At 72.5% G+C, this 23,975-nt stretch carries 27 protein-coding genes; 16 read left to right on the top strand and 11 right to left on the bottom strand.

The genetic code is table 11. The features are described 5' to 3' along the window. The first annotated feature begins 328 nt into the window (after positions 1-328). From FB388_RS29145 to FB388_RS29125, 5 genes are all read left to right on the top strand, one after another. On the top strand, positions 329-847 hold the full coding sequence (locus FB388_RS29145; RefSeq protein ID WP_142105305.1) for a general stress protein: 519 nt from the start codon (positions 329-331) through the stop codon (positions 845-847). Positions 848-1,009: 162 nt separating this feature from the next. Next, a complete protein-coding gene (locus tag FB388_RS29140; protein ID WP_142105304.1) occupies positions 1,010-2,368 on the top strand; it encodes an ABC transporter substrate-binding protein in 1,359 nt (452 codons plus the stop codon). Then, the gene (locus FB388_RS29135) at positions 2,368-3,330 is read left to right on the top strand and encodes a carbohydrate ABC transporter permease (RefSeq protein WP_142105303.1); all 963 of its coding nucleotides are present in this window, start codon (positions 2,368-2,370) and stop codon (positions 3,328-3,330) included. Before FB388_RS29140 ends, FB388_RS29135 begins: the two co-directional genes overlap by 1 nt. Position 3,331: 1 nt before the next feature. Continuing rightward, the gene (locus FB388_RS29130) at positions 3,332-4,168 is read left to right on the top strand and encodes a carbohydrate ABC transporter permease (protein ID WP_142105302.1); all 837 of its coding nucleotides are present in this window, start codon (positions 3,332-3,334) and stop codon (positions 4,166-4,168) included. Between the two features lie 4 nt (positions 4,169-4,172). Continuing rightward, positions 4,173-5,378, top strand: coding sequence for an ABC transporter ATP-binding protein (locus FB388_RS29125; RefSeq protein WP_142105301.1), 1,206 nt, complete (start codon positions 4,173-4,175; stop codon positions 5,376-5,378). Positions 5,379-5,448: 70 nt separating this feature from the next. On the opposite strand, the gene FB388_RS29120 is transcribed toward FB388_RS29125, so the two are convergent. Together FB388_RS29120 and FB388_RS29115 are read right to left on the bottom strand one after the other, a co-directional pair. After that, a complete protein-coding gene (locus FB388_RS29120) occupies positions 5,449-6,291 on the bottom strand; it encodes a ParB N-terminal domain-containing protein (protein ID WP_142105300.1) in 843 nt (280 codons plus the stop codon). Positions 6,292-6,296: 5 nt separating this feature from the next. After that, positions 6,297-6,944 (bottom strand): metallophosphoesterase family protein, encoded by a 648-nt coding sequence (locus tag FB388_RS29115; protein ID WP_142105299.1) that lies wholly within the window; start codon positions 6,942-6,944, stop codon positions 6,297-6,299. Positions 6,945-7,001: 57 nt separating this feature from the next. On the opposite strand from FB388_RS29115, the gene FB388_RS29110 reads away from it, so the two are divergent. Then, positions 7,002-7,826 carry a class I SAM-dependent methyltransferase gene (locus FB388_RS29110; protein ID WP_246122488.1) on the top strand — a complete coding sequence of 275 codons (825 nt, stop codon included), beginning with the start codon at positions 7,002-7,004 and terminating at the stop codon, positions 7,824-7,826. Between the two features lie 3 nt (positions 7,827-7,829). Here FB388_RS29110 and FB388_RS29105 read toward each other — a convergent pair whose 3' ends face one another. Further along, positions 7,830-8,204, bottom strand: a complete 375-nt coding sequence (locus FB388_RS29105) for a DUF1330 domain-containing protein (RefSeq protein WP_142105297.1) — start codon at positions 8,202-8,204, stop codon at positions 7,830-7,832. A gap of 77 nt (positions 8,205-8,281) precedes the next feature. Between FB388_RS29105 and FB388_RS29100 the strand changes: the two genes are divergently transcribed. Continuing rightward, positions 8,282-8,890 carry a TetR/AcrR family transcriptional regulator gene (locus FB388_RS29100; protein ID WP_142105296.1) on the top strand — a complete coding sequence of 203 codons (609 nt, stop codon included), beginning with the start codon at positions 8,282-8,284 and terminating at the stop codon, positions 8,888-8,890. 167 nt (positions 8,891-9,057) lie between these two features. After that, positions 9,058-9,978: an EamA family transporter gene (locus FB388_RS29095; RefSeq protein ID WP_211362260.1), complete on the top strand. Its 921-nt coding sequence runs from the start codon at positions 9,058-9,060 to the stop codon at positions 9,976-9,978. Here FB388_RS29095 and FB388_RS29090 read toward each other — a convergent pair. After that, a complete protein-coding gene (locus tag FB388_RS29090; RefSeq protein WP_142105295.1) occupies positions 9,954-10,928 on the bottom strand; it encodes a DUF5914 domain-containing protein in 975 nt (324 codons plus the stop codon). The two genes, FB388_RS29095 and FB388_RS29090, sit on opposite strands and share 25 nt — an antisense overlap. Positions 10,929-10,944: 16 nt before the next feature. Further along, on the bottom strand, positions 10,945-12,036 hold the full coding sequence (gene corA, locus FB388_RS29085) for a magnesium/cobalt transporter CorA (protein ID WP_142105294.1): 1,092 nt from the start codon (positions 12,034-12,036) through the stop codon (positions 10,945-10,947). Positions 12,037-12,295: 259 nt separating this feature from the next. Here corA and FB388_RS29080 point away from each other — a divergent pair, with 259 nt between their 5' ends. After that, entirely contained in the window at positions 12,296-12,799 is a 504-nt protein-coding gene (locus tag FB388_RS29080) for a MaoC family dehydratase (protein WP_142105293.1), read from the top strand. 21 nt (positions 12,800-12,820) lie between these two features. Here the strand turns inward: FB388_RS29080 and FB388_RS29075 are convergent, their stop codons facing one another. Next, positions 12,821-13,309 carry a TetR family transcriptional regulator gene (locus FB388_RS29075; protein ID WP_142105292.1) on the bottom strand — a complete coding sequence of 163 codons (489 nt, stop codon included), beginning with the start codon at positions 13,307-13,309 and terminating at the stop codon, positions 12,821-12,823. 84 nt (positions 13,310-13,393) lie between these two features. Between FB388_RS29075 and FB388_RS29070 the strand changes: the two genes are divergently transcribed. Then, complete coding sequence (locus FB388_RS29070; protein ID WP_142105291.1) at positions 13,394-14,464, top strand: FAD-dependent monooxygenase; 1,071 nt, start codon at positions 13,394-13,396, stop codon at positions 14,462-14,464. A 159-nt stretch (positions 14,465-14,623) separates the two neighbouring features. On the opposite strand, the gene FB388_RS29065 is transcribed toward FB388_RS29070, so the two are convergent. Further along, positions 14,624-16,018, bottom strand: coding sequence for an alpha/beta hydrolase family protein (locus FB388_RS29065; protein WP_142105290.1), 1,395 nt, complete (start codon positions 16,016-16,018; stop codon positions 14,624-14,626). Between the two features lie 75 nt (positions 16,019-16,093). Between FB388_RS29065 and FB388_RS29060 the strand changes: the two genes are divergently transcribed. Further along, complete coding sequence (locus FB388_RS29060) at positions 16,094-16,663, top strand: ArsR/SmtB family transcription factor (RefSeq protein ID WP_142105289.1); 570 nt, start codon at positions 16,094-16,096, stop codon at positions 16,661-16,663. Positions 16,664-16,702: 39 nt separating this feature from the next. Here FB388_RS29060 and FB388_RS29055 read toward each other — a convergent pair whose 3' ends face one another. Beyond that, entirely contained in the window at positions 16,703-17,098 is a 396-nt protein-coding gene (locus tag FB388_RS29055) for an NUDIX hydrolase (RefSeq protein WP_142105288.1), read from the bottom strand. 99 nt (positions 17,099-17,197) lie between these two features. Here FB388_RS29055 and FB388_RS39670 point away from each other — a divergent pair, with 99 nt between their 5' ends. From FB388_RS39670 to FB388_RS29035, 5 genes are read left to right on the top strand one after another with little or no spacing between them, the layout of a single operon-like run. Then, positions 17,198-17,356 (top strand): hypothetical protein, encoded by a 159-nt coding sequence (locus FB388_RS39670; protein WP_170225713.1) that lies wholly within the window; start codon positions 17,198-17,200, stop codon positions 17,354-17,356. A 4-nt stretch (positions 17,357-17,360) separates the two neighbouring features. Continuing rightward, a complete protein-coding gene (locus tag FB388_RS29050; RefSeq protein WP_142105287.1) occupies positions 17,361-17,897 on the top strand; it encodes a PH domain-containing protein in 537 nt (178 codons plus the stop codon). 32 nt (positions 17,898-17,929) lie between these two features. Next, positions 17,930-18,805 (top strand): PHP domain-containing protein, encoded by an 876-nt coding sequence (locus tag FB388_RS29045; RefSeq protein WP_142105286.1) that lies wholly within the window; start codon positions 17,930-17,932, stop codon positions 18,803-18,805. Positions 18,806-18,821: 16 nt separating this feature from the next. After that, the gene (locus FB388_RS29040) at positions 18,822-19,658 is read left to right on the top strand and encodes a RecB family exonuclease (protein ID WP_142105285.1); all 837 of its coding nucleotides are present in this window, start codon (positions 18,822-18,824) and stop codon (positions 19,656-19,658) included. Next, a complete protein-coding gene (locus tag FB388_RS29035) occupies positions 19,637-19,948 on the top strand; it encodes a hypothetical protein (protein ID WP_142105284.1) in 312 nt (103 codons plus the stop codon). Before FB388_RS29040 ends, FB388_RS29035 begins: the two co-directional genes overlap by 22 nt. On the opposite strand, the gene FB388_RS29030 is transcribed toward FB388_RS29035, so the two are convergent. Genes FB388_RS29030 through FB388_RS29020 form a run of 3 tightly spaced genes read right to left on the bottom strand, consistent with a single transcriptional unit; the run spans position 19,911 to position 23,859 of the window. Then, complete coding sequence (locus FB388_RS29030) at positions 19,911-20,717, bottom strand: oxygenase MpaB family protein (protein WP_142105283.1); 807 nt, start codon at positions 20,715-20,717, stop codon at positions 19,911-19,913. The two genes, FB388_RS29035 and FB388_RS29030, sit on opposite strands and share 38 nt — an antisense overlap. Positions 20,718-20,749: 32 nt before the next feature. Beyond that, positions 20,750-22,024, bottom strand: coding sequence for an Rv3212 family protein (locus tag FB388_RS29025; RefSeq protein ID WP_142105282.1), 1,275 nt, complete (start codon positions 22,022-22,024; stop codon positions 20,750-20,752). Between the two features lie 23 nt (positions 22,025-22,047). After that, on the bottom strand, positions 22,048-23,859 hold the full coding sequence (locus FB388_RS29020; protein ID WP_170225877.1) for a DEAD/DEAH box helicase: 1,812 nt from the start codon (positions 23,857-23,859) through the stop codon (positions 22,048-22,050). Positions 23,860-23,975 lie beyond the last annotated feature (116 nt).

Raw genomic sequence — 23,975 nt, 5'->3', positions numbered from 1 at the left:
AACGTTATGCAACGTTCAGTCCAATCGGAGCCGCCGAAAAGGCTAAAGAACGTTGCGCCGGTCGGCGTATGGTCCTCGTCCAGCGGGCGGCCGGCCGGATCCGGCGTCGTCCACCGGGGCGCCCGGAACCGCCCGTCGTCGATCAAACGGTCCGTTCGGGCAAACTTGCCGAACCGACCAGCACGCCTCCGGGGCCGGTCCACGGCGGGCGGCAGCCCGGACTCCATGTGATGATCGTCGGTATGGGCACTTCGTCCCTGGTCCCCGCGTTGACATGATGTGGGCTCGAGAGCACCAGGAGCCCTGACGACGAGGAACAGGAGGCCCCGTGACCACTCCGTTCGGTGGCCCCGCGCGCACCGCGCCCGGACTGCCCAACCTGCCGACTCCGCCCACCGGGTGGCCGGTCGGTTCCTATGCCACGTACGAGGAGGCGCAGCGGGCGGTCGACCACCTCGCCGACTCCGACTTCCCGGTGCGCGACGTCACGATCGTGGGCGTCGACCTCATGCTGGTCGAGCGGGTGATCGGCCGGCTCACCTGGGGCCGGGTCCTCGCGTCCGGCGCCGCGTCCGGCGCGTGGTTCGGTCTGTTCGTCGGCCTGCTGCTGAGCCTGGTGAGCCAGGGTGGCAGCTCGTTCGGGCCGATCCTGCTCGGCCTCGGGTTCGGTCTGGTGTTCGGACTGATCTTCGCCGCTGTCACCTACGGCCTGTCCCGTGGCCGCCGTGACTTCCAGTCGGTGAGCCAGCTCGTCGCGGGCCGGTACGACGTCCTCTGCCAGCCGCGCAACGCCGAGAAGGCCCGTGAGCTGCTGGCGAAGCTCGCCATGAGCGGAGGCCCGGCTTAAGGGACACTAAATCGCCCTTGTCATACCCCTAACCGTCCGCCCAGCGATTGCGACCGCATCTCCGCGCGCATAGGTTCTGATCACCGGCCACTGGCCGTGATCGGTATCACACCCGCGGGCGACGTCGCCTCGTCGTCTGCGCTTTTCGGGACGGAGAGACGCATGGGGGAGCCGGTTCATCCGACGTTCCGGCGGCGACGCGGGCGACTGTTCGCCGCGGCGGCCTGTGGGCTCCTGGTTGCCGCGGCGGTGGCCGGATGCAGCTCGGGGCCGGCCGGGCCACCGGTGCTCAACTTCTACACGCCCGCCGACAACGCGAAGGGCTACGCTGCCGCGGCCGAAGCCTGCACCGCGGCTGCCAACGGCCGCTACGTCGTGACGCAGCAGACGCTGCCCAAGGCCGCCGACGACCAGCGGCTGCAGCTCGCCCGCCGCCTCGTCGCGGGAGACCCCGAGGTCGACCTGGTCGGCCTCGACGTCACGTGGACCGCCGAGTTCGCCGAGGCGGGCTGGATCGCGCCGTGGCCCGAGGACGCGGCGGCTGCCGTCGAGCGGGGCACGCTGGAGGGCCCGCTCGAGACCGCCCGGTACCAGGGGCGGCTGTGGGCGGCGCCGCTCAACACGAACACGCAGCTGCTCTGGTACCGCAAGGACCTGGCGCCGGAGCCCCCTCAGACGTGGGACCAGATGATCCAGATGTCCGAGGCGCTGCACGACCAGGGGCTGCCCTCCTACATCGAGGTGCAGGCGGCGCAGTACGAGGGCATCACGGTCTGGTTCAACACGCTCCTCACGAGCGCAGGCGGCCAGGTGGTCTCGGAGAACGGCGACGTGCTCGTCGACGACGGCGACGCCGCCCGCAAGGCCACGTCGATCATGCAGCGGGTGGCGAGCTCGCCTGCGAGCGACCCGTCGCTGTCGGTGGCCCAGGAGAACGACGGGCGCCTGCAGATGGAGGCCGGCGTCGCGGCGTTCCAGGTCAACTACCCGTTCGTGAACGCGTCGATCAACACACCACCGCCGGACGGCGGGGGCGGCGGCACGTTCATCGACGAGCAGGGCCGCCCGACCGGCGAGGACACCGGCCGCCGCATCGTGGACGTCTTCGCGTGGGCGCCGTACCCCCGCGTGGACCCGGACAAGCCCGCCACGGTCACGATCGGTGGCCTCAACATCGGCGTGAGCACCACCGGCGGCAACACGGACCTGGCGTTCGAGGCCGCGCAGTGCCTGCGCAACCGGGACGCCCAGCTCACCAACGCCACCCAGGGTGGCGTGCCGCCGACGTTGTCCGAGCTGTACGACGACCCGGCGTTCCAGGCCGAGTACCCGGCCTCGCAGGCCATCCGCGACTCCCTGCAGAACGCGAGCGTGCGGCCGAAGACCCCGGCCTACACGAGCATCTCGATCGTGCTCGCCGACCTGCTCAACCCGCCCGCGCAGATCGACCCCGACACGGTCGTCCCGCGGATGGCGTCCGAGGTCGAGCGAGCGGTGAACTCGGAAGGACTGGTGCCCTGATGACCGCTTCGAGCACGGCTCCGGCCGCCGAGGTCGAGACCTCGGCGGCGGCGCCGAAGCACCGGGGCAAGCCTCCCCTGTCGGAGGGGGCGCGCGCCGAGCGGAAGCTGGCGTTCCTGCTCTGCGCCCCGGCCGTGATCATCATGGTCGCGGTCACGGCCTACCCCATCGGCTACGCCCTCTGGCTGTCGCTGCAACGCTACGACCTGCGCTTCCCGGCCGACCGGGCGTTCGCGGGCCTGTCGAACTACGTCGCGGTGCTCTCGTCGGGGTACTGGTGGTCGGCGTTCGGCATCACGTTGCTCATCACCGTGATCTCGGTGGCGATCGAGTTCGTGCTCGGCCTGGCGCTCGCGCTGGTCATGCACCGCACGATCATCGGCCGCGGGCTCACCCGCACCGTCGTGCTCATCCCGTACGGGATCGTCACCGTCGTCGCGGCCTTCAGCTGGCAGTTCGCCTGGACGCCGGAGACCGGCTACCTGGCCAACATGCTCCCGGCGGGGAGCGCGCCGCTCACCGACCAGGCGGCGTCGATCGTGCTGATCATCATCGCCGAGGTCTGGAAGACCACGCCGTTCATGGCGCTCCTCCTGCTGGCCGGGCTCGCGCTCGTGCCGGACGACCTGCTCAAGGCGGCCCAGGTGGACGGTGCCGGGCCGTGGGAGCGGCTCACGCAGATCATCCTGCCGATGATGAAGCCCGCGATCCTCGTGGCGCTGCTCTTCCGCACGCTGGACGCGTTCCGCATCTTCGACAACATCTACATCCTCACCGGTGGCTCGAACGGCACCGGATCGGTCTCGATGCTGGGTTACAACAACCTGTTCCGGGCGTTCAACCTCGGAATCGGGTCGGCGATCAGCGTGCTGATCTTCATCTCCGTCGGGCTGATCGCTTTCGTCTTCATCAAGTTGTTCGGCGCGGCCGCGCCGGGCTCGGACACCGAGGGGAGGCGCTGACATGGCCGTCGCGACGACCGGAGCCGCGAAGAGCAAGTGGGCCGTGGCCAACACGCTGGTGCTGATCTACGCGCTCGTCCCGGTGCTGTGGATCCTCAGCCTGTCGTTCAAGCCGGCGAGCACCATCACCGACGGCAACTTCATCCCGCGGGAATGGACGCTCGAGAACTACGCCCAGGTGTTCGGGGTCTCGCTGTTCACCAGCGCGCTGATCAACTCGATCGGCATCGCGATCATCGCAACCGTGCTCGCCGTCGTGATCGGCACGATGGCGGCGTACGCGATCGCCCGGCTGCGGTTCCCCGGCAAGGGCCTGCTCGTGGGCATCTCGCTGCTGATCGCGATGTTCCCGCCGATCTCGCTGGTGAGCCCGCTGTTCGACATCGAACGGGCCATCGGCCTGTTCGACACGTGGCCCGGCCTGATCCTGCCCTACATCACGTTCTCGCTGCCGCTGGCGATCTACACGCTCTCGGCGTTCTTCCGCGAGATCCCGTGGGAGCTGGAGAAGGCCGCCAAGATGGACGGTGCCACCCCGCTGCAGGCGTTCCGGTCGGTGATCGTGCCGCTCGCCGCGCCCGGCGTGTTCACCACCGCCATCCTGGTGTTCATCTTCTGCTGGAACGACTTCCTGTTCGCACTCTCGCTGACCTCCACCGAACGCTCGCAGACGGCCACCGTCGCGATCGCGAACTTCACCGGGGCCAGCGAGTTCGCCGAGCCGACCGGCTCGATCGCGGCGGCCGCGGTGCTGCTCACGATCCCGATCATCATCTTCGTGTTCTTCTTCCAGCGGCGCATCGTCGCCGGTCTGACCTCCGGCGCAGTGAAGGGCTGAGAAAGTGGCTGACATCGTCCTGGACCACATCACCAAGCGCTACCCCGACGGAACGATCGGCGTCGACAACGCCACGTTCGAGATCGCCGACGGCGAGTTCATCATCCTGGTCGGCCCGTCCGGGTGCGGGAAGTCGACCACGCTCAACATGATCGCCGGGCTCGAGGACATCTCCGACGGTGAGCTGCGCATCGGCGGCGAGCGCGTCAACGAGAAGGCGCCGAAGGACCGCGACATCGCGATGGTGTTCCAGTCCTACGCGCTCTACCCGCACATGACGGTGCGCGAGAACATGGGCTTCCCGCTCAAGCTCGCCAAGGTCGACAAGGCGGAGATCAACCGCAAGGTCGAGGAGGCCGCGCAGATCCTCGACCTCACCCACCACCTGGACCGCAAGCCCGCCAACATGTCCGGCGGCCAGCGGCAGCGGGTGGCGATGGGCCGTGCGATCGTCCGCAGCCCGAAGGCGTTCCTCATGGACGAGCCGCTGTCCAACCTCGACGCCAAGCTGCGCGTGCAGATGCGCACGATGGTCTCGAAGCTGCAGCACCGCCTCCAGACCACCACGGTCTACGTCACCCACGACCAGACCGAGGCGATGACGCTCGGCGACCGGATCGTCGTCATGCGCGGCGGGAAGATCCAGCAGATCGGCTCCCCGCAGGTGCTCTACGACACCCCGGCCAACCTCTTCGTCGCCGGGTTCATCGGCTCGCCCGCCATGAACTTCCTGCCCGCGAAGGCGGAGGAGGGCGTGTTCCGCACCCCGCTGGGGGACCTGCCGATCACCGACGAGCTGCGCCGCACCCTCGAGGCGGGCAACGCGCCCCGCGAAGTGATCATCGGCATCCGGCCGGAGCACTTCGAGGACGCCACGCTCGTGGAGGAGCAACAGAAGTCCCGGGGCGCTGTGTTCACCGCACAGGTCGACGTGCTGGAGTCGATGGGCTCGGACAAGTTCGCCTACTTCAGCGTGGAGGGCGAGCAGGCCATGTCCGACGACCTGGCCGACCTGGCCGCCGACGCCGGCACGGCGGACGTGCCCGGCGGCGACTCGGGCACGCTGGTCACCCGCCTGTCGGCGGAGTCCGGCGTGCGTCAGGGTGAGCGCTCCGAGGTGTGGGTCGACACCGGCAAGATCCAGGTGTTCGAACCGGCGAGCGGGAAGAACCTGACCACCCGCGAGAGCACCCCCGTCGCGGCGGGCTAGGACCGGTGTGACAGCGAGGTGGCTCCGCCGGCACAGCACGCCGGTGGAGCCACCTCGCCGACGTTCGCAGTCAGTCGTCCTTGTCGGAGCGCAGGCGCTCGATCACCTCGTCGTCCCAGCGGTGGGTGCGCATCAGCTTGTACCGCTGGCCGGCCAGGTGCAGGTACGCCTCGGCCTCGGTGCGCTCGCCGATCAGGTCGGCCTGGGCGAGCATCCGCACCACGGGGCGGTACTCCTCCGCGTACCAGCGCCGGGCCACCGTCTCGCGGTCGAGGAAGCGGCGCTCCTGCTGCATGAGCCGGAAGCCCCACGCCTCCACCTCCTCGCTGAGCAGCGCGTACGACCACGCGGTCGTCACGAGGATGGTCGCGAGCGCGGGCCCGGGCAGCGGCACCCGGTCGAGGAACACCCGGCGCAGGTCCTTGGTGATGAGGTCGCCCCGCCGGGAGATGCCGGTGGCGTCGATCTTCGTGGTGACCTCCGTGACGAAGGCGTCGATCGAGCGGAAGCCGAGCGCGTGCGCCACCGAGACCCGGTGGTGTCCGTCCTTGACGAAGTGCAGCTCGCCCACGCGGTAGACGTCGATCGGCGGGATCGCCTCGCCGCGGCGCTGCGCCCTTGCCAGCCGCTCCCACCGCTCCCGGCTGCGGCCGGATCGCGGGCGGAACCAGCGGTCGAAGTCGCGGGTGCGGTCGACGCTGCCCACGATCGAGTCGAGCGGGATGACCTGCAGCCCGAGCCGCCTCTCGCCCGTGCGGCCGAGCGCGGACACGACCTCGTCGAACGGCAGGACCTCCGAGATGTCGTCCGGCTCGCGGCGCAGCCACGCCGCCAGCCGCGAGAGCACCTCCTTGCGGCGGGCTCGCAGGAAGTCGTGCTCCGCATCGACGTTGGGGAACCCCGTGTCCGCCATCGCGGCTACAGCTCCAGCAGCTTTCGGCCCACGACGTTCACCACGCGGGTGTTCCCGATCATCCGGTCCGGGACACGCTCGCCGTACGGGTGGATGTGGCCGTGCACGAGCAGGCGCGGACGCAGCGCCGCGACCACGTCGTGCAGGCACTCGAACCCGTGGTGCGGCGGGTCGGGGCGGTCGCCGCAGTGGCGCGGCGGGGCGTGCGTGAGCAGCACGTCCACCGGTCTGCCGTCGGCCCGGGTGCGCCGCCGCGCGGCCCGCACCAGCCGCCGGGCCCGGCGGGCCTGCTGGGCCTGGGTCCACTGGTTCGGTCCGGGCCGGTAGCGCACGCAGCCGCCGAGGCCGGCCACGCGCACCCCGGCGACGTCGACCACGCGGCCGTCGGCGTCGACGAAACCCGCGGGGCCCGGCCAGCGCGCCGGCAACCCGGCGCGCAGCCACATCCCGGCTCGCTGCGAGTAGCCCGAGATGTCGGGGTCGTGGTTACCGGGGACGAGCACGCCGGGGCGGTCGACCTGGTCGCAGAGCTCGGCCAGGTAGTCGAACGGCAGGTCACCGGCCGCGATGACGAGACCGACACCCAGTCGCCCGGCCGCGCCTGCGCAGAGTGCGGCCTCGACCTCGTCGCTGACGGCAAGGGCGCGGACCATCCCGTTCAGCCTACGGGTACCGCGACGTGGGGGCGCAGATTTGCCAGGATGCGGGGTGTGCCTCCGAAGCCAGGTCCGATCGAGCGAGGCGGGGTCGCGCGCTCGTTCGACGCCCACGCGCGCACCTACGACAAGCTCGTCGGCTCCAACCCCGGCTACCACGCGCATCTGCGGCTGACCGCCAAGCGGATGGGCATACCGAACCGGGGCCGCGGCCTGCGGCTGCTCGACGTCGGATGCGGTACCGGCGCCTCCACCGCCGCCCTGCTCGACGCCGCCCCCGAGGCGGAGATCATCGCCGTCGACGCGTCGGCCGAGATGCTCGCGCAGGCGCACCGCAAGACGTGGCCGCGCACGGTCCGGTTCGTGCACGGAAACGCCGAGAACCTGGCGATGAGCGGCATCGTGGGGCCGTTCGACGGGATCCTCGCCGCGTACATCCTGCGCAACCTGGTGCACCAGGACGCCGCGCTGCGCCAGTTCCACCGGCTCCTGCGTCCCGGCGCACCGCTCGCGATCCACGAGTACTCCGTGCGCGACTCGCTGCGCAGCCGCGTCGTCTGGACGATGGTCTGCTGGGGCGTGATCATCCCCATGGCGCGAATCCGCGCCGGCTCCACCGACCTCTACCGCTACCTGTGGCGCAGCGCGCTGCAGTTCGACGGCATCAAGGCCCTCACCGGGCGCCTCATCTCGGCCGGCTTCGAGGACATCCGGGTGCAGACGGTCCCGGGCTGGCAGCAGCACATCGTGCACACGTTCCTCGGCAGGCGACCGCCCGACCCGACTGCTGCCACGGCCGCCCCTGCCGCCGCGGCGGACATCGACCCGGAAGCGATCACACCGGCCGAAGGCATCGACATGACGAAGCCGCCTGCCTGAGGCTCAGACCAGGCCGCTCAGCGGCACCGTCGGCTGCAGGACCGACTCCACCAGCGCCTCGCTGCGCAACCGGGACGCCGTGCGGTACTCGGGGTCGCGCAGCATGTCGGCGAACGCCTGGCGGCTCGGGTAGCGGACCAGCAGGACCATGTCCCAGGCCTGCCCGTCCTCGGCCACCAGCGCGCGCCCCGCGTCACCCAGGTACTCCACCTGCACCCCGTACCGGGCGTTGATCGCCGGGCCGAGCGCCTCGGCGTAGCGCCGGTAGCTGTCCCGGCCGCCGTCCGGGCGGAACCGCAGCAGGTTCAGCATCACGACGGGACCACCCGGGTCCTCGGCCAGCATGGCATCCACGGCGCGCTCATCCACTTCGATCATCGGATCCTCCTCGTCGGCAACCACCCCAGCATTGCACACTTGTTGGCTGAACGACCAGTTTGTTGTATGCTCGCATCGTGACCACCGCCCGCCGCACCCAGAAGCAGCGCCGTGACCAGGCCGAGGCCGCGTTGCTCCACGCCGCCGCCGAACTGGTCGTGGAACAGGGCGTGCGCTCGCTGACGCTGGCCCGCGTCAGCGAGCGGGCCGGATACAGCCGGGGGCTCGTGAGCCACCACTTCGGGTCCAAGCAGGCGCTCCTGGAACGCCTCGCGCGTACGACCCAGACCGGGTTCGTGCCCGGGCTGGCCGATCTGCCACCCGGTCGGGAACGGCTCCTGCGGCTGATCGACGGGTACATCGGGGCGCTCGGCGAGGTGGGCGTGCTGAACCGGGCGTTCCTCCTGCTGTGGGCGGAGGCCGCGACCGCGTCGGAGCTCGCCCCGATCTTCCGCGAGCGGGACGAGGCGTTCCGCGCCGACCTGCGCGAGGACGTCGCAGCCGGAACGAGCGACGGCACCATCCACCCCGATGCCGTGCCCGAGGAGGTCGCCGTCGCGATCGTCGGGCAGCTCCGCGGGATCGGGCTGCAACGGCTGCTCGATCCGGGGGCCGCCGACACCGAACGGTTGCGGCGGTCGGTCACCGAGCACTGGCGGCGGGCGCTCGCCCCGATTCAGCCCTGAGCACGGCCGGTAGGGTGGGGGCGTGCACCGGATGTACCCGATCACCCCGCCGCCCCACTCCTAGCGGGGCCGTCCACGTCGCCGCCCGCCAGGCGGGCGGATCTTCCCGGGCCTGATCGGCCCCGCTTCAGCGACCCCTTTCCTACGTCGCAGGAGCGCGTGCACCCGTGTCCATCGTTCGCACCACCCCGTCCTCCGGGGTGTCCTTCCTCGTCGCCGCCGGGATCCTCTGGGGGACCGGCGGCCTGTTCGGCCGCATGCTCGGTGATGCCACCGGGCTCTCCGCGGCTGCGGTCGCGACCTACCGGCTGGCCGTCGGCGGCCTGCTCCTCGTCGCGTATCTCCTGGTCAAGGGGGCGCCCCTGCCGCGGTCGAGAACCGCGTGGGCCCGCATCGCCGCCGTCGGAGCGCTGGCGGCCCTGTTCCAGGTCGCGTACTTCACGGCCGTGTCGTTCACCTCGGTGAGCGTGGCCACGCTGGTGACCATCGGATCGTCACCGGTGCTCGTGCTGATCGCGCGGCCGCGCTCCGCCGACCGCCGCGGACTCGTCGCCGTCGGGCTGGCGCTCTGCGGTCTCGTGCTGCTCGTCGGGGTCCCGGCCGACGGTGGCCCGTCGGCGGGGGCGGTGGTGGCAGGCGCCGCGTTCGCCCTGGTCGCGGCGGCGGGGTTCACCGTGATGTCGCTGCTGGGCGCCCGTCCCGTTCCCAGCCTCGACGCCATGACGACCACCGGCATCGGGTTCACGGTCGGCGGCGCGTTGCTGGCTCCGCTCGCCGTGACGACCTCGGGACTCGCCTTCGCCCCCACGCCGACCGCGTTCGGGCTGCTGCTCGCGTTCGGGCTCGTGCCCACCGCCGTGGCCTACACCTGCTACTTCCGCGGGCTGCGCACCGCCGCGGCCGGGGTGGGCGTGCTGATGGCGCTGCTCGAGCCCGTGACGTCGGCGGTGCTGTCGGCCGTGCTGCTCGGCGATCGGCTGGGCGCGTCCGGGATCGCGGGCGGCCTGCTCCTCTGCGGCGCGCTGGTGCTGACGGCCGGTGTCCCCCGGCGGGCGGCGCCGGGTCAGCGGGGGGAGCGCACCTCGTAGCGGCGCTCGGCGTAGGCGATGTCGTCGCGCCACAGCCGTCGCGCGGCCGCGCCCATCAGGGGGCGCAACGCCGCGGCGACGCGCCGTGCGTGGCCGAAGCCCGGACGGTCGGAGTGCGCCACCACCGCCTCGATGACGGCGGTGCGGGGCAGGCCGTCCGGGCCCGGCCGCAGCGGCGTGGCATGGGTTTCGACCACTGATCCGGTGCCCTCGCCGTCGACGATGCACATGGTCACCGTGCGGGCGTCGGGGCAGGTGAACTCGGCGTGCACCGGTACGCCCAGATGCTTCCCGACCGTGAACGTCACCTCGACGAGAAAGCGGTCCTCGGTGGGCGGGCAGTCGATCGGCGGTGCGCTCAGCACCCGCAGCGCCGTGAACGAGTAGGGGTGGAACCAGGCGCCGTGCCACGGGTCGAGCCGGTTGGCGACCACGTCCTGCGGCTCGCAGCGGCCGATCACGGTGGCGACGGCCGGCACGCTGCGGTCGGCAGGTGGGCGCGGCCCGAGGATCGGGGCGTCGGTCGGGTCGATGCCCGGCTCGTCGAGCCGGACCCAGGCCAACACCCCGTCGTCGTGGGCCGGCAGCGGGCGCCACCCGGGCCTGCCGTCGGCGCCGAGCGCGAGCCCGTGCCACCGGCACACGACCCGGCCCTGGTGCACGGGGGCGTCGCACAACGCGGCTCCGAGGTGGGGGCACGCGCCAGGGCCGGCGTGGATGGCGCCTGCCTCGTCCCGCCACGCCACGATCTCGCGCCCGGCGACGACACGACCGAACGCCCGCCCCGGCCGCACCTCGCGGCTGGCGGCGAGCACGTACCAGCCGCCGGTCGGGCGCTCCAGTGCGCGACGCAGGGCGGCCCGGATGACCCCGGGCTTGGCGTCGGCCCACGTCGGTCGCTGGTCGGACCACGCCGGACGCCGGAGCAGGCGGAGCGGACCGGTCTTCACGTCGTCAGGCTAGAGCTCAGAGCCACTGGTTGCGGCGGAACACCCTGAACAGGGTGAGACAGCTGACGACGATCACGAGCAGGACCGTCGGATAGCCGTAGGTCCAGCCGAGCTCGGGCATGTAGTCGAAGTTCATCCCGTATATCCCGGCGATCATCGTCGGGACCGAGATGATCGCGACGTACGCCGAGATCTTGCGCATGTCGGTGTTCTGCCGAAGCGTGATCTTGGCGAGCGCAGCGTCGATCAGAGTCGAGAGCAGCTCGTTGAAGCCCGCGATCCGCTCGGTGACGGTCACGAGGTGGTCGTCGACGTCGCGGAAGTACGACCGCACGTCGTGCGGCACGAGCGAGCTGTAGCCCTCCGTGAGCTTGCGCACCGGCGCCCCGAGCGGGACCACGGCGCGCTTCAGCTCGAGCACCTCGCGCTTCATGACGTAGATCTGCTCGGAGTCGGGGCTCGACCGCGGCGCGAAGACCTGGGTCTCCATCTCCTCGATGTCGTCCTCGATTGCCGCGGTGACCTCGAGGTAGCTGTCCACGACGTGGTCGGCGATGGCGTGCAGCACCGCGGCGGGGCCGAGCGCGAGCTGCTCCGGGTCGTCCTCGAGCTTGCGGCGGACATCGCGCAGCGAGGAGTGGTCGCCGTGGCGGACCGTGATCACGAAGTCGGGGCCGAGGAACACCATGACCTCGCCGGTCTCGACGATCTCGTGCTCGGCGCCCTCCTCCGGCCGCCCGCGGTAGCAGACGGTCTTGAGCACCATGAACAGCATGTCGTCGTAGCGCTCCAGCTTGGGGCGCTGGTGGGCGTGCACCGCGTCCTCGACGGCCAGCTCGTGCAGCCCGAAGATGTCGGCGATGCCGGTGATCTGCTCCTCGTCCGGCTCGTGCAGCCCGATCCAGACGAAGGCGTCGTTGCGCTCGCGAACCTCGGCGAGTGCGCGCTCGTGCGTGAAGCGCCCGGGCAGCCGCTTCCCGTCGGCGTACACCGCGCAGTCGACGACGTAGGCCGAGATCGGAACGCGCAGCTTGGTCGACAGCACGGTGTCCCGGCGCACCTGGCGGTGGGCGCGGATGGCGGGGCGGAGGGCGGACAGGGGCGGCACGGCGTACCTCCGAGAGATCGGTCGGGGTCGCGCGGAGCAGAGCTCGCGGCGCGCGTGGAGATCGCGTCCCGACCGGGGAGACCGTCAGCCAGTCACCGTGTCGGGAACGCGGCGACTACTGCATCCGGGTGCCGTCGGCACCGCGCTCACCTCCTCGTCGGTGTGTGCAGGACCATGCCCGCGAAAGTCGCGGACACGGTAGGTCCAGGAGCTAGATTACCCCCACCTGTCCTGGTCATCGGCGATGGAGGCGGCGGCGTTGCAGTTCGGCCGGTATTTCGAGGAGTTCGAGGTCGGCGCGGTCTACAAGCACTGGCCGGGCAAAACGGTCACCGAGTACGACGACCACCTCTTCTGCCTCCTCACGATGAACCACCACCCGCTGCACCTGGACGCGCACTACGCGGGCGAGACCACCGACTTCGGGCGCAACGTCGTCGTGGGCAACTACATCTACTCGCTGCTTTTGGGCATGTCGGTGCCGGACGTCTCCGGCAAGGCCATCGCGAACCTCGAGGTCGAGTCGCTCAAGCACGTCAAGCCGACCTTCCACGGCGACACGATCTACGGCGAGACCGAGGTGCTGGACAAGACCGAGTCGCGGTCGAAGGACGACCGCGGCGTGGTGTACGTCGAGACCCGCGGCTACAAGCAGGACGGCACCGTGGTGTGCACGTTCCGGCGCAAGGTGATGGTGCCCAAGCGCTCCTACGGCGATGCCCGCGGCGGGGAGCAGCCGGCGCGGCCCGAGCCGAGGCTCTGACGCCGCCCGCGGGCAGCACGGTCACAGCTCTGCGGCGAGCGAGCGCAGCTCGGCGATCGCGTCGGTGCTCGACGGCGCCTGATCGGGGTCCACGAGCCACTGCAGCATCAGGCCGGTGAGCAGCGCGAGCGGCACCGAACCGCCGAGTCCCTCCCGCGCATCGCGCTGACCCCTCGCGAGGTGCTCGCGCACCTCGGCGGACCGTTCCGCCTGCACGACCGCCTCCAGCTGGGCGACCCACAGCGCTCGGTGCGTCGTGAAGGTGTCGATGAGCGCCTGCCAGCGCTGCTCCGGCCCGCCCCCGGGCAGGCGGGCGAGCTCGTCGGCGAGCTCGTCGACCGACTCCACCAGTGCCTGCGTGAGCAGCGCGTCGCGGGAGCCGAAGTGGTAGCCGATCGCGGCGTGGTTGACCCCTGCGGCCGCGGCGATGTCGCGGACCGTCGTGCGGGCCCAGCCGCGCTCGACGAGGCAGCGCTTCGCCCCCGCGAGCAGATCCTCCCGGTTTCCCATGGCCGGAGCGTACCGATCGATTTGACCGAACGGTTTATCCATATGGATTGACCGGTTGGATAAGCAGCGGCTAGGGTCGCACCCATGGCGAAGACGAGGGTGCTGATCTCGGGTGCGAGCGTGGCCGGGCCCGCGCTCGCCCACTTCCTGCAGCGCGTGGGCTACGACGTGACCGTGGTCGAACGCGCGCCCGCCGTGCGCGACAGCGGCTACGCGGTGGACTTCCGTGGCCCGGCGTTCGACGTGCTGGACGAGATGGGCATCCTCGACGAGGTTCGCGGGCTCGACACGGGGATGCGTGGCGTCGTCCTCGTCGACGGAACGGGCGCCGAGACCGGGCGGCTGCCCGCCGAGGTGTTCGCAGGCGAGCTCGAGGTGCCGAAACGGGAGCTGACCCGGATCCTGCATCGGATCACCGCCGACGACGTCGAGTACGTGTTCGGGGACTCGATCAGCACGCTCACCCCGCGCGACTCCGGATTCGCGGTCGAGTTCGAGGGCGGCGGCCCGCGCGAGTTCGACCTGGTGATCGGTGCCGACGGGCTGTACTCCAAGGTCCGGCAGCTGGCCTTCGGTCCACACACCGACACGGTGCGCCACCTGGGCATGTCCGGCGCCGGGTTCAGCGCCCCCAACCACCTCGGCCTCGACCGCGTCGGCGTGTTGCAGCAGGCCGAGGGCGCTGCGGTCTACCTGTTCAGCGCCGGCGACCCGGACCGGCTCACGGTCAGCCTCTCCTTCGCCACCGCGTCGGCAGCCCTCGATCGACGTAGCCGGGGCGAACAGGAAGCGGCGGTCCGGGACGCGTTCGGCCGGCACGGCTGGGAGGTGCCGCGCCTGCTGGACGCGATGGCGGAGGCCGACGACTTCTACTTCGCCTCCGCCGGGCAGGTCCACCTCGACAGCTGGTCGCGCGGCCGGGTGGCGCTGGTCGGCGACGCGGGCTACTGCGCTGCGCCGACCAGCGGTATGGGCACGTCACAGGCGTTGATCGGCGCGCGGGTGCTGGCCGGGCAGCTGGCCGATTCGGGAGGCGACCACGCGGCGGCGTTCGCCGCGTACGAGGCGAGGCTGCGGCCGTACGTCACGGAGAACCAGGCGAAGGGGCGGGAAGCCGCGCTGGTGTTCGGCGGCGGAGCCATGCCGGTCAGCTAGCCACGAACGCACCTTTCGGCAATTGGTCACCCGAATGTGGGAACTCGTTCCCGTCGCATTTCCCGACGACGATTCGTGGTGGCGTATTGCTCCGGTCCTGAGGAATTCCTCGGAGAAAGAAGACCGCGGGTCGCCGCACGCGCCTGGCCGAATCGACGGTCACGGCAGGAGGAGGCCCCAGTAGGCGGCCCACGGGACGAACACCACCCCGGCGGTGACGAGCAGCGCGTCCCGCGAGCCGTCGCCGCCCCGGCGCACGGTCCGCGCGGCGAACGCCACCGTGGCGCAGGTGGCGACGATGGCGAGTGCCTGGAGCAAGAGCCACGGCAGCGGCCGGCCGGCGATCATCGGCCCCGGGTCCGGCGCGCCGCGCCTCGACATCATCACCGATCCCAGGTAGAGCAGGCAGCCGGGCACGGCGACGACGCCTGCGCCTGCGAGCACCCGCGCCGACCACGGTGCGGGCCGGGCCGGGCGGCCCCGGAGCCTGCGCCAGGCCGCGGTGAACCCGAGCCCGGTGAAGCCCGCCATCATCACGGCGAGCGCACCGGCCTGCACCGGCACCGACTCGTACCAGGCGAGCGGGGGCACCTCGGCCGTCGCGCGATGCTGGTCGCCGCGGCCCGTCGACGACGTAGCGGGGGCCCGGCCGGCCGCGACGTCCGCGACCCACGAGCCGACGAGCTCGACGTAGCCGGGAACGAACCCGGGCCCCTTGTCGTAGCCGGTGGCGCTGGCGCGTAGGGCGTGATCGGCGCCGTCGATGGTGCGCAGGGTGTAGTGCCGGTTGCCGGCCTGGTCGAGGAACTGCTGGTAGGCAGCGGCGCTCTCGACCGGCGGCGTCGCCCGGTCCAGCGCGCCCCAGACCGCTAGCACCGGCAGCGTGAGCGAGCGCAGCGGTGGGCCGGGGTCGTGGTACGGCTCCGGGAAGACGCCCGCGCCCGAGAGCAGGCGGTACAGGGTGCGCGACTCCGCGTCGACGAGGGAGCCGCGCACGCCCGCGTGCTCCAGCCCGCTCGCGTCCGCCCAGGTCTGCTGGCGCAGGGGCGGCACGCCGTTGGCGCCGACCACCACGAGGAACGCGGTGCTCGGGTCCCGGGACGCGGCGAGCGGCGCCACCCAGCCTCCCTCGCTGAGGCCCCAGAACCCGACCTCGCCCGGATCGATCTCGATCCGGGCCCGCAGCACCGCCGCGGCCGCGATCGCGTCGTCGGCCAGCTGCGAGTAGGAGCGCTCCATCAGCGAGTAGCCCACGGTGCGCTTGTCGTAGGTGAGCGTCGCGATACCGGCCCGCGCGAAGGCCTCGGCCTCGGCTCGGAGCCGCTCCCGCGGGCCCGGTCCGGCGCCGTGCACGAGCACCATGCCGGGCAGGCCGGGCGGGGCGTCCGCCGGGACGTGCAGCGTGGCCGGCAGGACCAACCCGTCGGCGGTCGGCACGGCGAGCTGGGTCCGGACGACCCCGGCGTCCACCGGCGGCGGTGCCGGCGGCGGGCCCGGCAGGGCGGCGATCACGGCGGCCGCGGTAGTGGCCAAGGCGGTTCCGAGCATGGGCATGAGCTGCTCCTCCGGCTGCAGAGAAAGCTTTGCACAGAAAGCTCTGCAAAGGGAAGTCTGCTAGCGTCGCCCGGGATGGCACATCAGGGACAACCCCGAGAGCTCACCGATCCCGCCGCCCTGAAGGCGCTCGCCCACCCGCTGCGGCAGCGGATCCTGCGCACGCTGGACCGGGAGGGGCCGGCCACCTCCACCACGCTCGCCCGCGCGCTCGGGGAGAACACCGGAGCCACCAGCTACCACCTGCGCCAGCTCGCCGAGCACGGCTTCGTCGAGGACGTGCCGGAACGGGGACAGGGCCGCGAGCGCTGGTGGCGGGCCCGGCGCCAGGACCTCCGGTTCCCCTCGCGCAGCGCGATGAGCGCCGACATGCGCGCGGCCTACGACGAGTTCAGCCGTCAGGGCGTGACACAGGACATCGAGGCGTTCGCCCGGTTCCAGCGGGAGCGGGAGGCACTGGGTGAGTGGGGCGACGCGCTGCTCTTCGCGCGTGGCGCGCTGCGCCTCGATCGCGACCAGCTCATGGCGTTCTGGTCGGACTACATGGAGCTCTTCAACCGCTATGCCGCTGCCGCCGACCCACCGTCGGACGACGCCCGCAGGGTCCTCGTGCGGTTCGTCGCGTTCCCGGACGTCGACGGCTGACGGTGCTCGGCCGGTCTCGACCCGGTCAGGACCTCCCCATCAACGGGGGAGCGCGCCCCATTCCCGCAGCGTCTCCAGCAACAGCGGCACGAGCGGGAGCTCGAGCAGCGTGGCGGCGTCGCACCACCGCGCGTCCAGCGCGTCGTCGCCGGCGAGGAGGGTGCCGCCCACCACGCGGCAGCGGTAGTCCGCGATCTCGAAGTGCCCCCGTCGGACTCGCCCGACGAGATCACCCGGCTGGACCATGAGGCCGGTCTCCTCGGCCATCTCCCGGACGAGTGCCGCTGCGTCGTCCTCGCCCGGCTCGACCCGGCCTCCCGGCAGTGACCAGAGGCCCCGACCAGGCTCGTTGGCCCGCTGAACGAGCAGCAGCCTGCCCGAGTGGTCGTAGGCCAGTGCCCCCACACAGGGGACGAGATCCTCACCCAATGTCATCAACGACGACCATACGTGCCCGCGCGCCGGATACCCTGGACACGATCGGTGCGGTACAAATCAAGTGCAGGTCTCCGTCCAGTCAGAACGGTGGTTGTGGTGAACGTCAAGAAGATCGTCGGGTTGCTCGCGATCGCGCTGCTCCTCTTCTTCGTCTTCACTCAGCCGGACAACGCGGCCGGGTCCGTCACGAGCGTCGGCACCACGCTCAGGGACGGCGCGGAGTCCGTCATCCGCTTCGTCACCCAACTCGTCTAGCGCCGTGCTCGCGCCCCGCGAGATCGACGAGTACCTGCTCCCCACGGAGCGCAGGGTGATTCGCGTGCGCCAGCACTGGGCCGTGATGATGAATCACGTCAGCTCGACGTCGCTGTTCCTGCTGGCGCTGGTGATCGGGGAGCGGATGCTGCCCGACAGCGTCCTGGTCGACAACATCGCCTGGTACCTCGCGCTGGTGGCGGTGCTGCGGTTCACGGTGCTCACGATCCTCTGGTGGATCGAGCGCATCGTGATCACCGACAAGCGGGTGATGCTGGCGCAGGGCATCATCACCCACAACGTCGGCATGATGCCGCTGGGCAAGGTCACCGACCTCACGTTCCAGCGCACGCTCGGCGGTCGCATGTTCGGCTACGGCACCATCGTCGTGGAGTCGGCGGGTCAGATCCAGGCGCTCAACCGGATCGACTACCTGCCGCGCCCCGAGGAGATCTACGAGGCGCTGTCCGAGCTCGTGTTCGGCGAGAAGGGCAAGACGCGCGCCACCGGCATGCTCGCTCGGCCGCGCTGGCGCCGCTGACCTCGTCAAATGGCGTCACGATAACCTCAGGCGTGCCCCGCCGCCCCCGCATCGACCTCCACACCCACTCCAACGCGTCCGACGGCACCGACCGCCCGGCCGAGCTCGTCGCCGTGGCGGCGGCCGCGGGCGTGGACGTGCTCGCGATCACCGATCACGACACGACAGCGGGGTGGGCGGAGGCCGCGGCGGCGCTGCCGCCGGGCATGCGGTTGCTGCGCGGGGCGGAGTTCTCGTGCGTCAGCCCCACCGGTCGCGGTGATCGGCCCGTGGCGGTGCACCTGCTCGGATACCAGTTCGATCCGGAGCACCCGGCGATCGTGGCCGAGCAGGCTCGGCTGCGGGGCGAGCGCGTGGATCGGTTGCGGCGGATGACCGAGAAGATGGCCGCCGACGGTTACCCGGTCGACCCCGACGCGGTGTTCGCGTTGCTGCCGGAGGGGGCGAGCGCCGGGCGGCCGCACCTCGCGCGGGCGCTCGTCGCGGCGGGCGTGGTCGGCTCGGTCACCGAGGCCTTCGCCGAGCTCCTCTACAACGGCAGCCCCTACTTCGTGCCGAAGACCGACACCCCCGTGCGGGACGCCATCGACATGGTGCGTGCCGCGGGTGGGTTCACCGTGTTCGCACACCCCCTGGCCCGCAGGCGCGGGCGGGTGGTGGAGCCGTCGGTGATCGCCGAGCTGGCGGGCGCCGGGCTCGTGGGCGTGGAGGTCGACCACCCCGACCACACCCCCGAGGACCGCGAGCTGCTGCGACGCCTCGCCGCCGACACCGGGCTCGCCCCCACCGGGTCGAGCGACTACCACGGCACCAACAAGACCACCCCGATCGCGCTCGAGACCACCGCCCCCGAGGCCCTGGAGCAGCTGCTCGACACCACTACCGGTGTCGAGGTGCTCACAGGTTGACCGTTACCGTGCTCGGGTGGACGGCGCGCAGCTCGGGTTCGACTTCGCCACCACCCGGCTGGTGCGCGTCACGCCGTCCAAGCTCGGCACCTGGGACGACTGCCCGCGTCGCTACCGGATGACCTACCTCGACCGGCCCGCGCCGCCGCGCGGCGGCGCCCGGGCGGGGAGCACGCTCGGTGCCGTAGTGCACCTCGCGCTGCGGGCGCTGTTCGACCTCCCGCCCGCCGAACGCACCCCGCGCGCGGCGGCCCGGCTCGTGGACCGGTACTGGAACAGCGAGGGGTTCCGCGACGCCGACCAGGCCGCGGAGTACCGCGAGCGCGCCCGCGGCTGGCTGGCCGAGTACGTCGCCGAGCTGGACCCCGACGCAGAGCCGGTCGCCCTCGAGCGGTGGGTGTCCGCGGCCACCGAGCGGATCGTCGCCGAGGGGCGGGTCGACCGGATCGACCGGCGCGGCGCCGAGCTGGTGGTGGTGGACTACAAGACCGGGCGGCGCACCCCGACCCCGGCCGACGCCGCCGCGTCGCAGGCGCTGGCCCTCTACGCCGTGGGGGTGGAGCGCACGCTGCGCCGGACGTGCACCCAGGTGGAGCTGCACCACGTGCCGAGCGGCACGGTCGCGGCCTGGCGGCACGACGCGGCGTCGCTGCGGGAGCACGTCGCACGGGCCGAGACGAGCGCGGCCGAGCTCGACGCCGCCGCGGACGAGCTCGCCGCCGGCGGCAACCCGGACGCCCTCTTCCCGCCGCGCCCCGCCCCGCGCTGCGGCAGCTGCGACGTGCGCCGGCACTGCCCAGAGGGCAGGGCGGCCGCCCCCGAGGAGGTGCCGTGGGCCGGTCTCGCGCCGTAGGGCGCCGCCCCGAGAACCGGGGGATCCGCGTGCTGCGCGGGTTCTCCGGGGTGCTCGCAGGCGGGCTCGTGGCGTTGGCGGTGGCGCTGCTCGTCGCCGGGATCGCGGCGCAGCAACGCGCCGTGCCGGGCCCTGGCATCGTCGCGATCGCCGGGCACGCCGTCGCCGCGGCCGTTGCGGTGCTGGTGCAGCGCCGGGCCGACCGGACCGCAGGCCTGGCCGCGGTCGGAGCGGCCTGCGGCGTCGTGGCGCTCACCGTGGTGGTGCTGGGCGTCCAGTGGCTCGCCTGAAGGTCAGGAACGCCGCGCGCACCGTGGCGAGCCCGGCGGTGGTGGCGGCGTCCGAGCCGGGGAGCCGCGGGATCCCGTACAGCTGCTTCGCCCAGTCGGGGAGCAGCCCGACGGCGACGCCGGCCAGGAACGTCCACGCGGGCCGGGCGGGCGTGAGAACCGCCAGCCGCCACGGCAACGGGGCGAGCAGCAGCCGCGCCGCGGCCCGCCGGGCCACGGGGCTCGCCACGAGCTCCGGCCGGACGGCCGCGAAGTAGGCCTCCACCGCGGCGCGGTCGGCCGGCAGGTCGGTGCCGCCCAGCAGCTCGCCCGCCCGCACCTGCTCGGCCAGGAACCGGTCCTCCTCGTCCCCGTCGATCACGCCCAGTCGCCGCACGGCGGCCGCGAACGAGCTGACCTCGCTGACGTGCACCCAGCGCAGCAGGTCTGGGTCGTCGGCCGAGTAGGGCAGGCCGGTCACCCGGTCCACGCCGTGCACCCGCCGGTGGATCGCCCGCACGCGGGCGGCAGCCTTCTCGGCGGTGGCCAGGTCGGCGAACGCGAGCGTGGTGACGTAGCCGACGGTGCGCTCCAGCCGGGGCCAGAAGTCGGCCGGGAACGACGAGTGCTGCTCGACCCCCGCCATCGCGCGCGGGTGCAGGGCCTGCAGGAACAGGGCGCTGATACCGCCGACGAGGGCGGCCGGGTCGCCGATGACGCGACGGGTGGCGCTGCCCGGTGGGAAGAGCCACTCGCTCGTGGTGGTGGGAGGGGGCGATGCGGTGCTCACCCCACCAGCATCACCCGATCGGGCCGCTCGGGCTACGGGGAGGCCGGCCGCAGCGCGACCACCTCACCGCCTCGCTGCTCGAGCAACATCACGCCGAGCGTGGCCGGCCGCACCGGGCCGGGCGGCCGGTCCACCGGGATCGTGCGCAGTTCGGTGCCGGCCGCGTCGAGCACCCGCAGCCCGCCCGGCACCGGGACGAGCAGCGCGTCGGCGTAGGGGACGGCCGGGCCGAGCGCGTCCCGCACGGTCCACTGCGGGGTGAGGTCCTGGCCGTCCAGCGAGATCGTCCGCGACCCCGTCCACCAGCTGACCCGGCGGTCGCGGGTGACGGTGGCCGCCACCCCGCCCGGCGGGTCGGTGAGCTCGGACTCCGGCACGTCCAGCGGGTGCTCGGCCACCTGCTGGCCCGCGTGGTCGAACAGGAGCAGCCGAGGTGGTCCGGGCAGCGCCACGGCCACCCGCTCGGCCGACACCGCCACGATCACCGCACCCGTGCCGGGCAGCAGGACCGAGAAGTGGACCTCCGGCTGCTCGGCGCCCTTCTCCCCGTCGGTGGCGACGAGCGTGAGCCGGTCGGTCCCCTCGCCGGGGCAGCGCTCGACGAGGCCGAGCCGGTCGGCCCCGAGCGCCGTGGACGCGCGGGTGCACTGCGGCCGCGGCTGTTGCTTGACCTGCACCGGGATGGGCACGGCGCCGTACTCGAGCGTCTTGACGAGGTCGCTGCGCATGACCTCCAGGTAGTCGGCACCGGTGGCGACTACCGACGAGCCGGAGGCGAGCAGCTGGGTGCCAGGGCGGACGTCCGGGTTGCTCGCCGCGGCCCGCTCGCCGGTGTCCGGACGCAGGGCCGTGAGCTCGCTGCACCACTGGGAGCCCTCTGCGTACAGCGCGAGCACGCGGCCGCGGCCGTCGTCGGCCCGGGGGAACCCGGCCGCGACCGTGCAGAGCGGCCGGTCGCGCTCGTAGCTCCAGCGTTCCTCGCCGGTGAGCGCGTCGCGCCCGACGACGAGGTCACCGTCGGCGGTGACGACGGCCGGTCCCGAGACCACCGGGGCGACCGTGGCACCGCTCGGTGCGCGCCACGCCTCGGTGACGGCAGTGGGCACCGCCGTCGCGGCCGGTGGCGCGACGATCGGCACCTCGGCCGGCCGGGACGACGTGCCCGCGGCGTCGCTCGTGACCCAGAGGACCACGGTGACGCCGATCAGGATGACGGTGAGCGCCGCCGCGACGACCACGTCGCTGCGGCGACGGCGCTCCGGCCGCACCCGCGGTGGGCGCGGCCGGTCACGGATCTCGGGCGCCATCTCGGCCGCCCCGGGTGCGGCGTTCAGCTGGCAGCCGCGTCCTGCGCCTCGCCGCCCGCGTCGCCACCGGTCTCGGAGGCCCGGCGACGGGCTCCGCCACGGCGCCTGCGCCTGCGGGGCCGATCGCTGTCGGCCCGCGGCCCGGCCTCGGGACCTGCGTGCGGAGCGGAGGCCTCGGCAGCCGGGGCGACCCGCTCGATGCCCTGCTCGCCGGCCGCTGCGTCAGAGCCGGCGCCGCCCTCCGCGCCGCCCTCCGTAGCGCCGTCGACCGTCATGCCGCCGCGGCTGCGGGTGCGCACCCGGGAGCGCCGCGGGCGCCGGGGCGCCACGACCTCGTCCTCCGGGTGCCGACCTCCTGGCTTCGAGCGGCCGGAGCGGCGCTTCGAGCCGTTGTCGCCCTCGGTGTCGATGTACTCGGCGTCCAGCCCGGGCCGGGTGCGCTTGGAGCGCGGCAGCCGGCCGGTGGCGCTGGTGGGGATGCTCAGGTCGCTGTAGAGGTGGTCCGAGGTGGAGTAGGTCTCGACCGGCTCGTCGATGCCGAGGCCGAGGTCGTCGCTGATCATCTTCCAGCGCGGGGTCTCGTCCCAGTCGACCAGCGTGACCGCCACGCCCTCCTTGCCGGCGCGGCCGGTGCGGCCGATCCGGTGGACGTAGGTCTTCGAGTCCTCGGGGCACTGGTAGTTGACGACGTGCGTGACGTCGGTGACGTCGATCCCGCGGGCCGCGACGTCGGTGGCCACCAGCACGTCGACCTTGCCGGAGCGGAACGCGCGCAGCGCCTGCTCGCGGGCGCCCTGGCCCAGGTCGCCGTGCACGGCGGCGGCGGCGAACCCGCGCTCGGCCAGGTCGTCGGCCACCCGCTGCACCGTGCGCTTGGTGCGCGCGAAGATCATGGTGAGGCCGCGCTCGTCGGCCTGAAGCACGCGGGTGAGCAGCTCCACCTTGTCCATCGCGTGGGCGCGGTAGACCAGCTGCCGGGTGCGCTCGTGAATGGAGCCCTGGTCGGACTCCTCCGCCCGGATGTGGGTGGGGCGGTGCAGGAACGTGCGCGACAGCTGGATGATCGGGCCCGGCATGGTGGCCGAGAAGAGCATCGTGTGGCGCTGCTCCGGCAGCATGCGCATGATGCGCTCGACGTCGGGCAGGAAGCCCAGGTCGAGCATCTCGTCGGCCTCGTCGAGCACGAGGGCCTTGACGCGGCCCAGCACCAGGTGGCGCTGCTCCGCGAGGTCGAGCAGCCGGCCGGGGGTGCCCACCACCACGTCGACGCCCTTGCGCAGGGCGGCGAGCTGCGGCTCGTAGGCACGGCCACCGTAGATGGCGGTGACGCGGATGCCCAGGTACTTGCCGGCGTCGGCGATGTCCTTGGCGACCTGCACGCACAGCTCGCGCGTCGGCACCACGACGAGCGCCTGCGGAACGTCCTTGGTGCGGTCGGCGGCCTCGCCGTCGACACCGGCGGCGGGCTGCTCGGACGGCGGGACGACGCGCTGGAGCAGCGGGACGCCGAAGCCGAGCGTCTTGCCCATGCCGGTGCGGGCCTGGCCGATCACGTCCTCGCCGGCGAGCGCCAGCGGCAGCGTGAGCTCCTGGATCGCGAACGTGCGGACGATGCCGGCCTCTTCGAGCGCCTTGACGATCTCGGGCCGGACGCCGAGCTCGGCGAACGTGGGGGACTCGGGCCGGACCGGGGCACCGGCCTGGAGGGGATGCGCCTCCACGACCTCGTCGGCCGGGTCGGCGGTGGGGGGGTTCTCGATGGAAGTGTCGCTCTCGACGGACAGGTTGATCGCCTCTCTCCGCGCACAGGAGCCCGAGGCCGGCTCATCGACCACCGGCGCGTGATGCGCTCAGGCGGGAGAGCTGACGAGGCGCTGCACGCACCATGTCGTTGCGGAGCCGACGCGCTCACGCCGGCGACGCTCGTAGGCGCGCACCCGTCGTGGGCGCT

This window comes from Pseudonocardia cypriaca, assembly GCF_006717045.1.
Classification (GTDB): domain Bacteria; phylum Actinomycetota; class Actinomycetes; order Mycobacteriales; family Pseudonocardiaceae; genus Pseudonocardia; species Pseudonocardia cypriaca.
The sequence above is the reverse complement of the archived record's forward strand: the minus strand, read 5'-3'. Positions and strand labels throughout refer to the sequence as shown.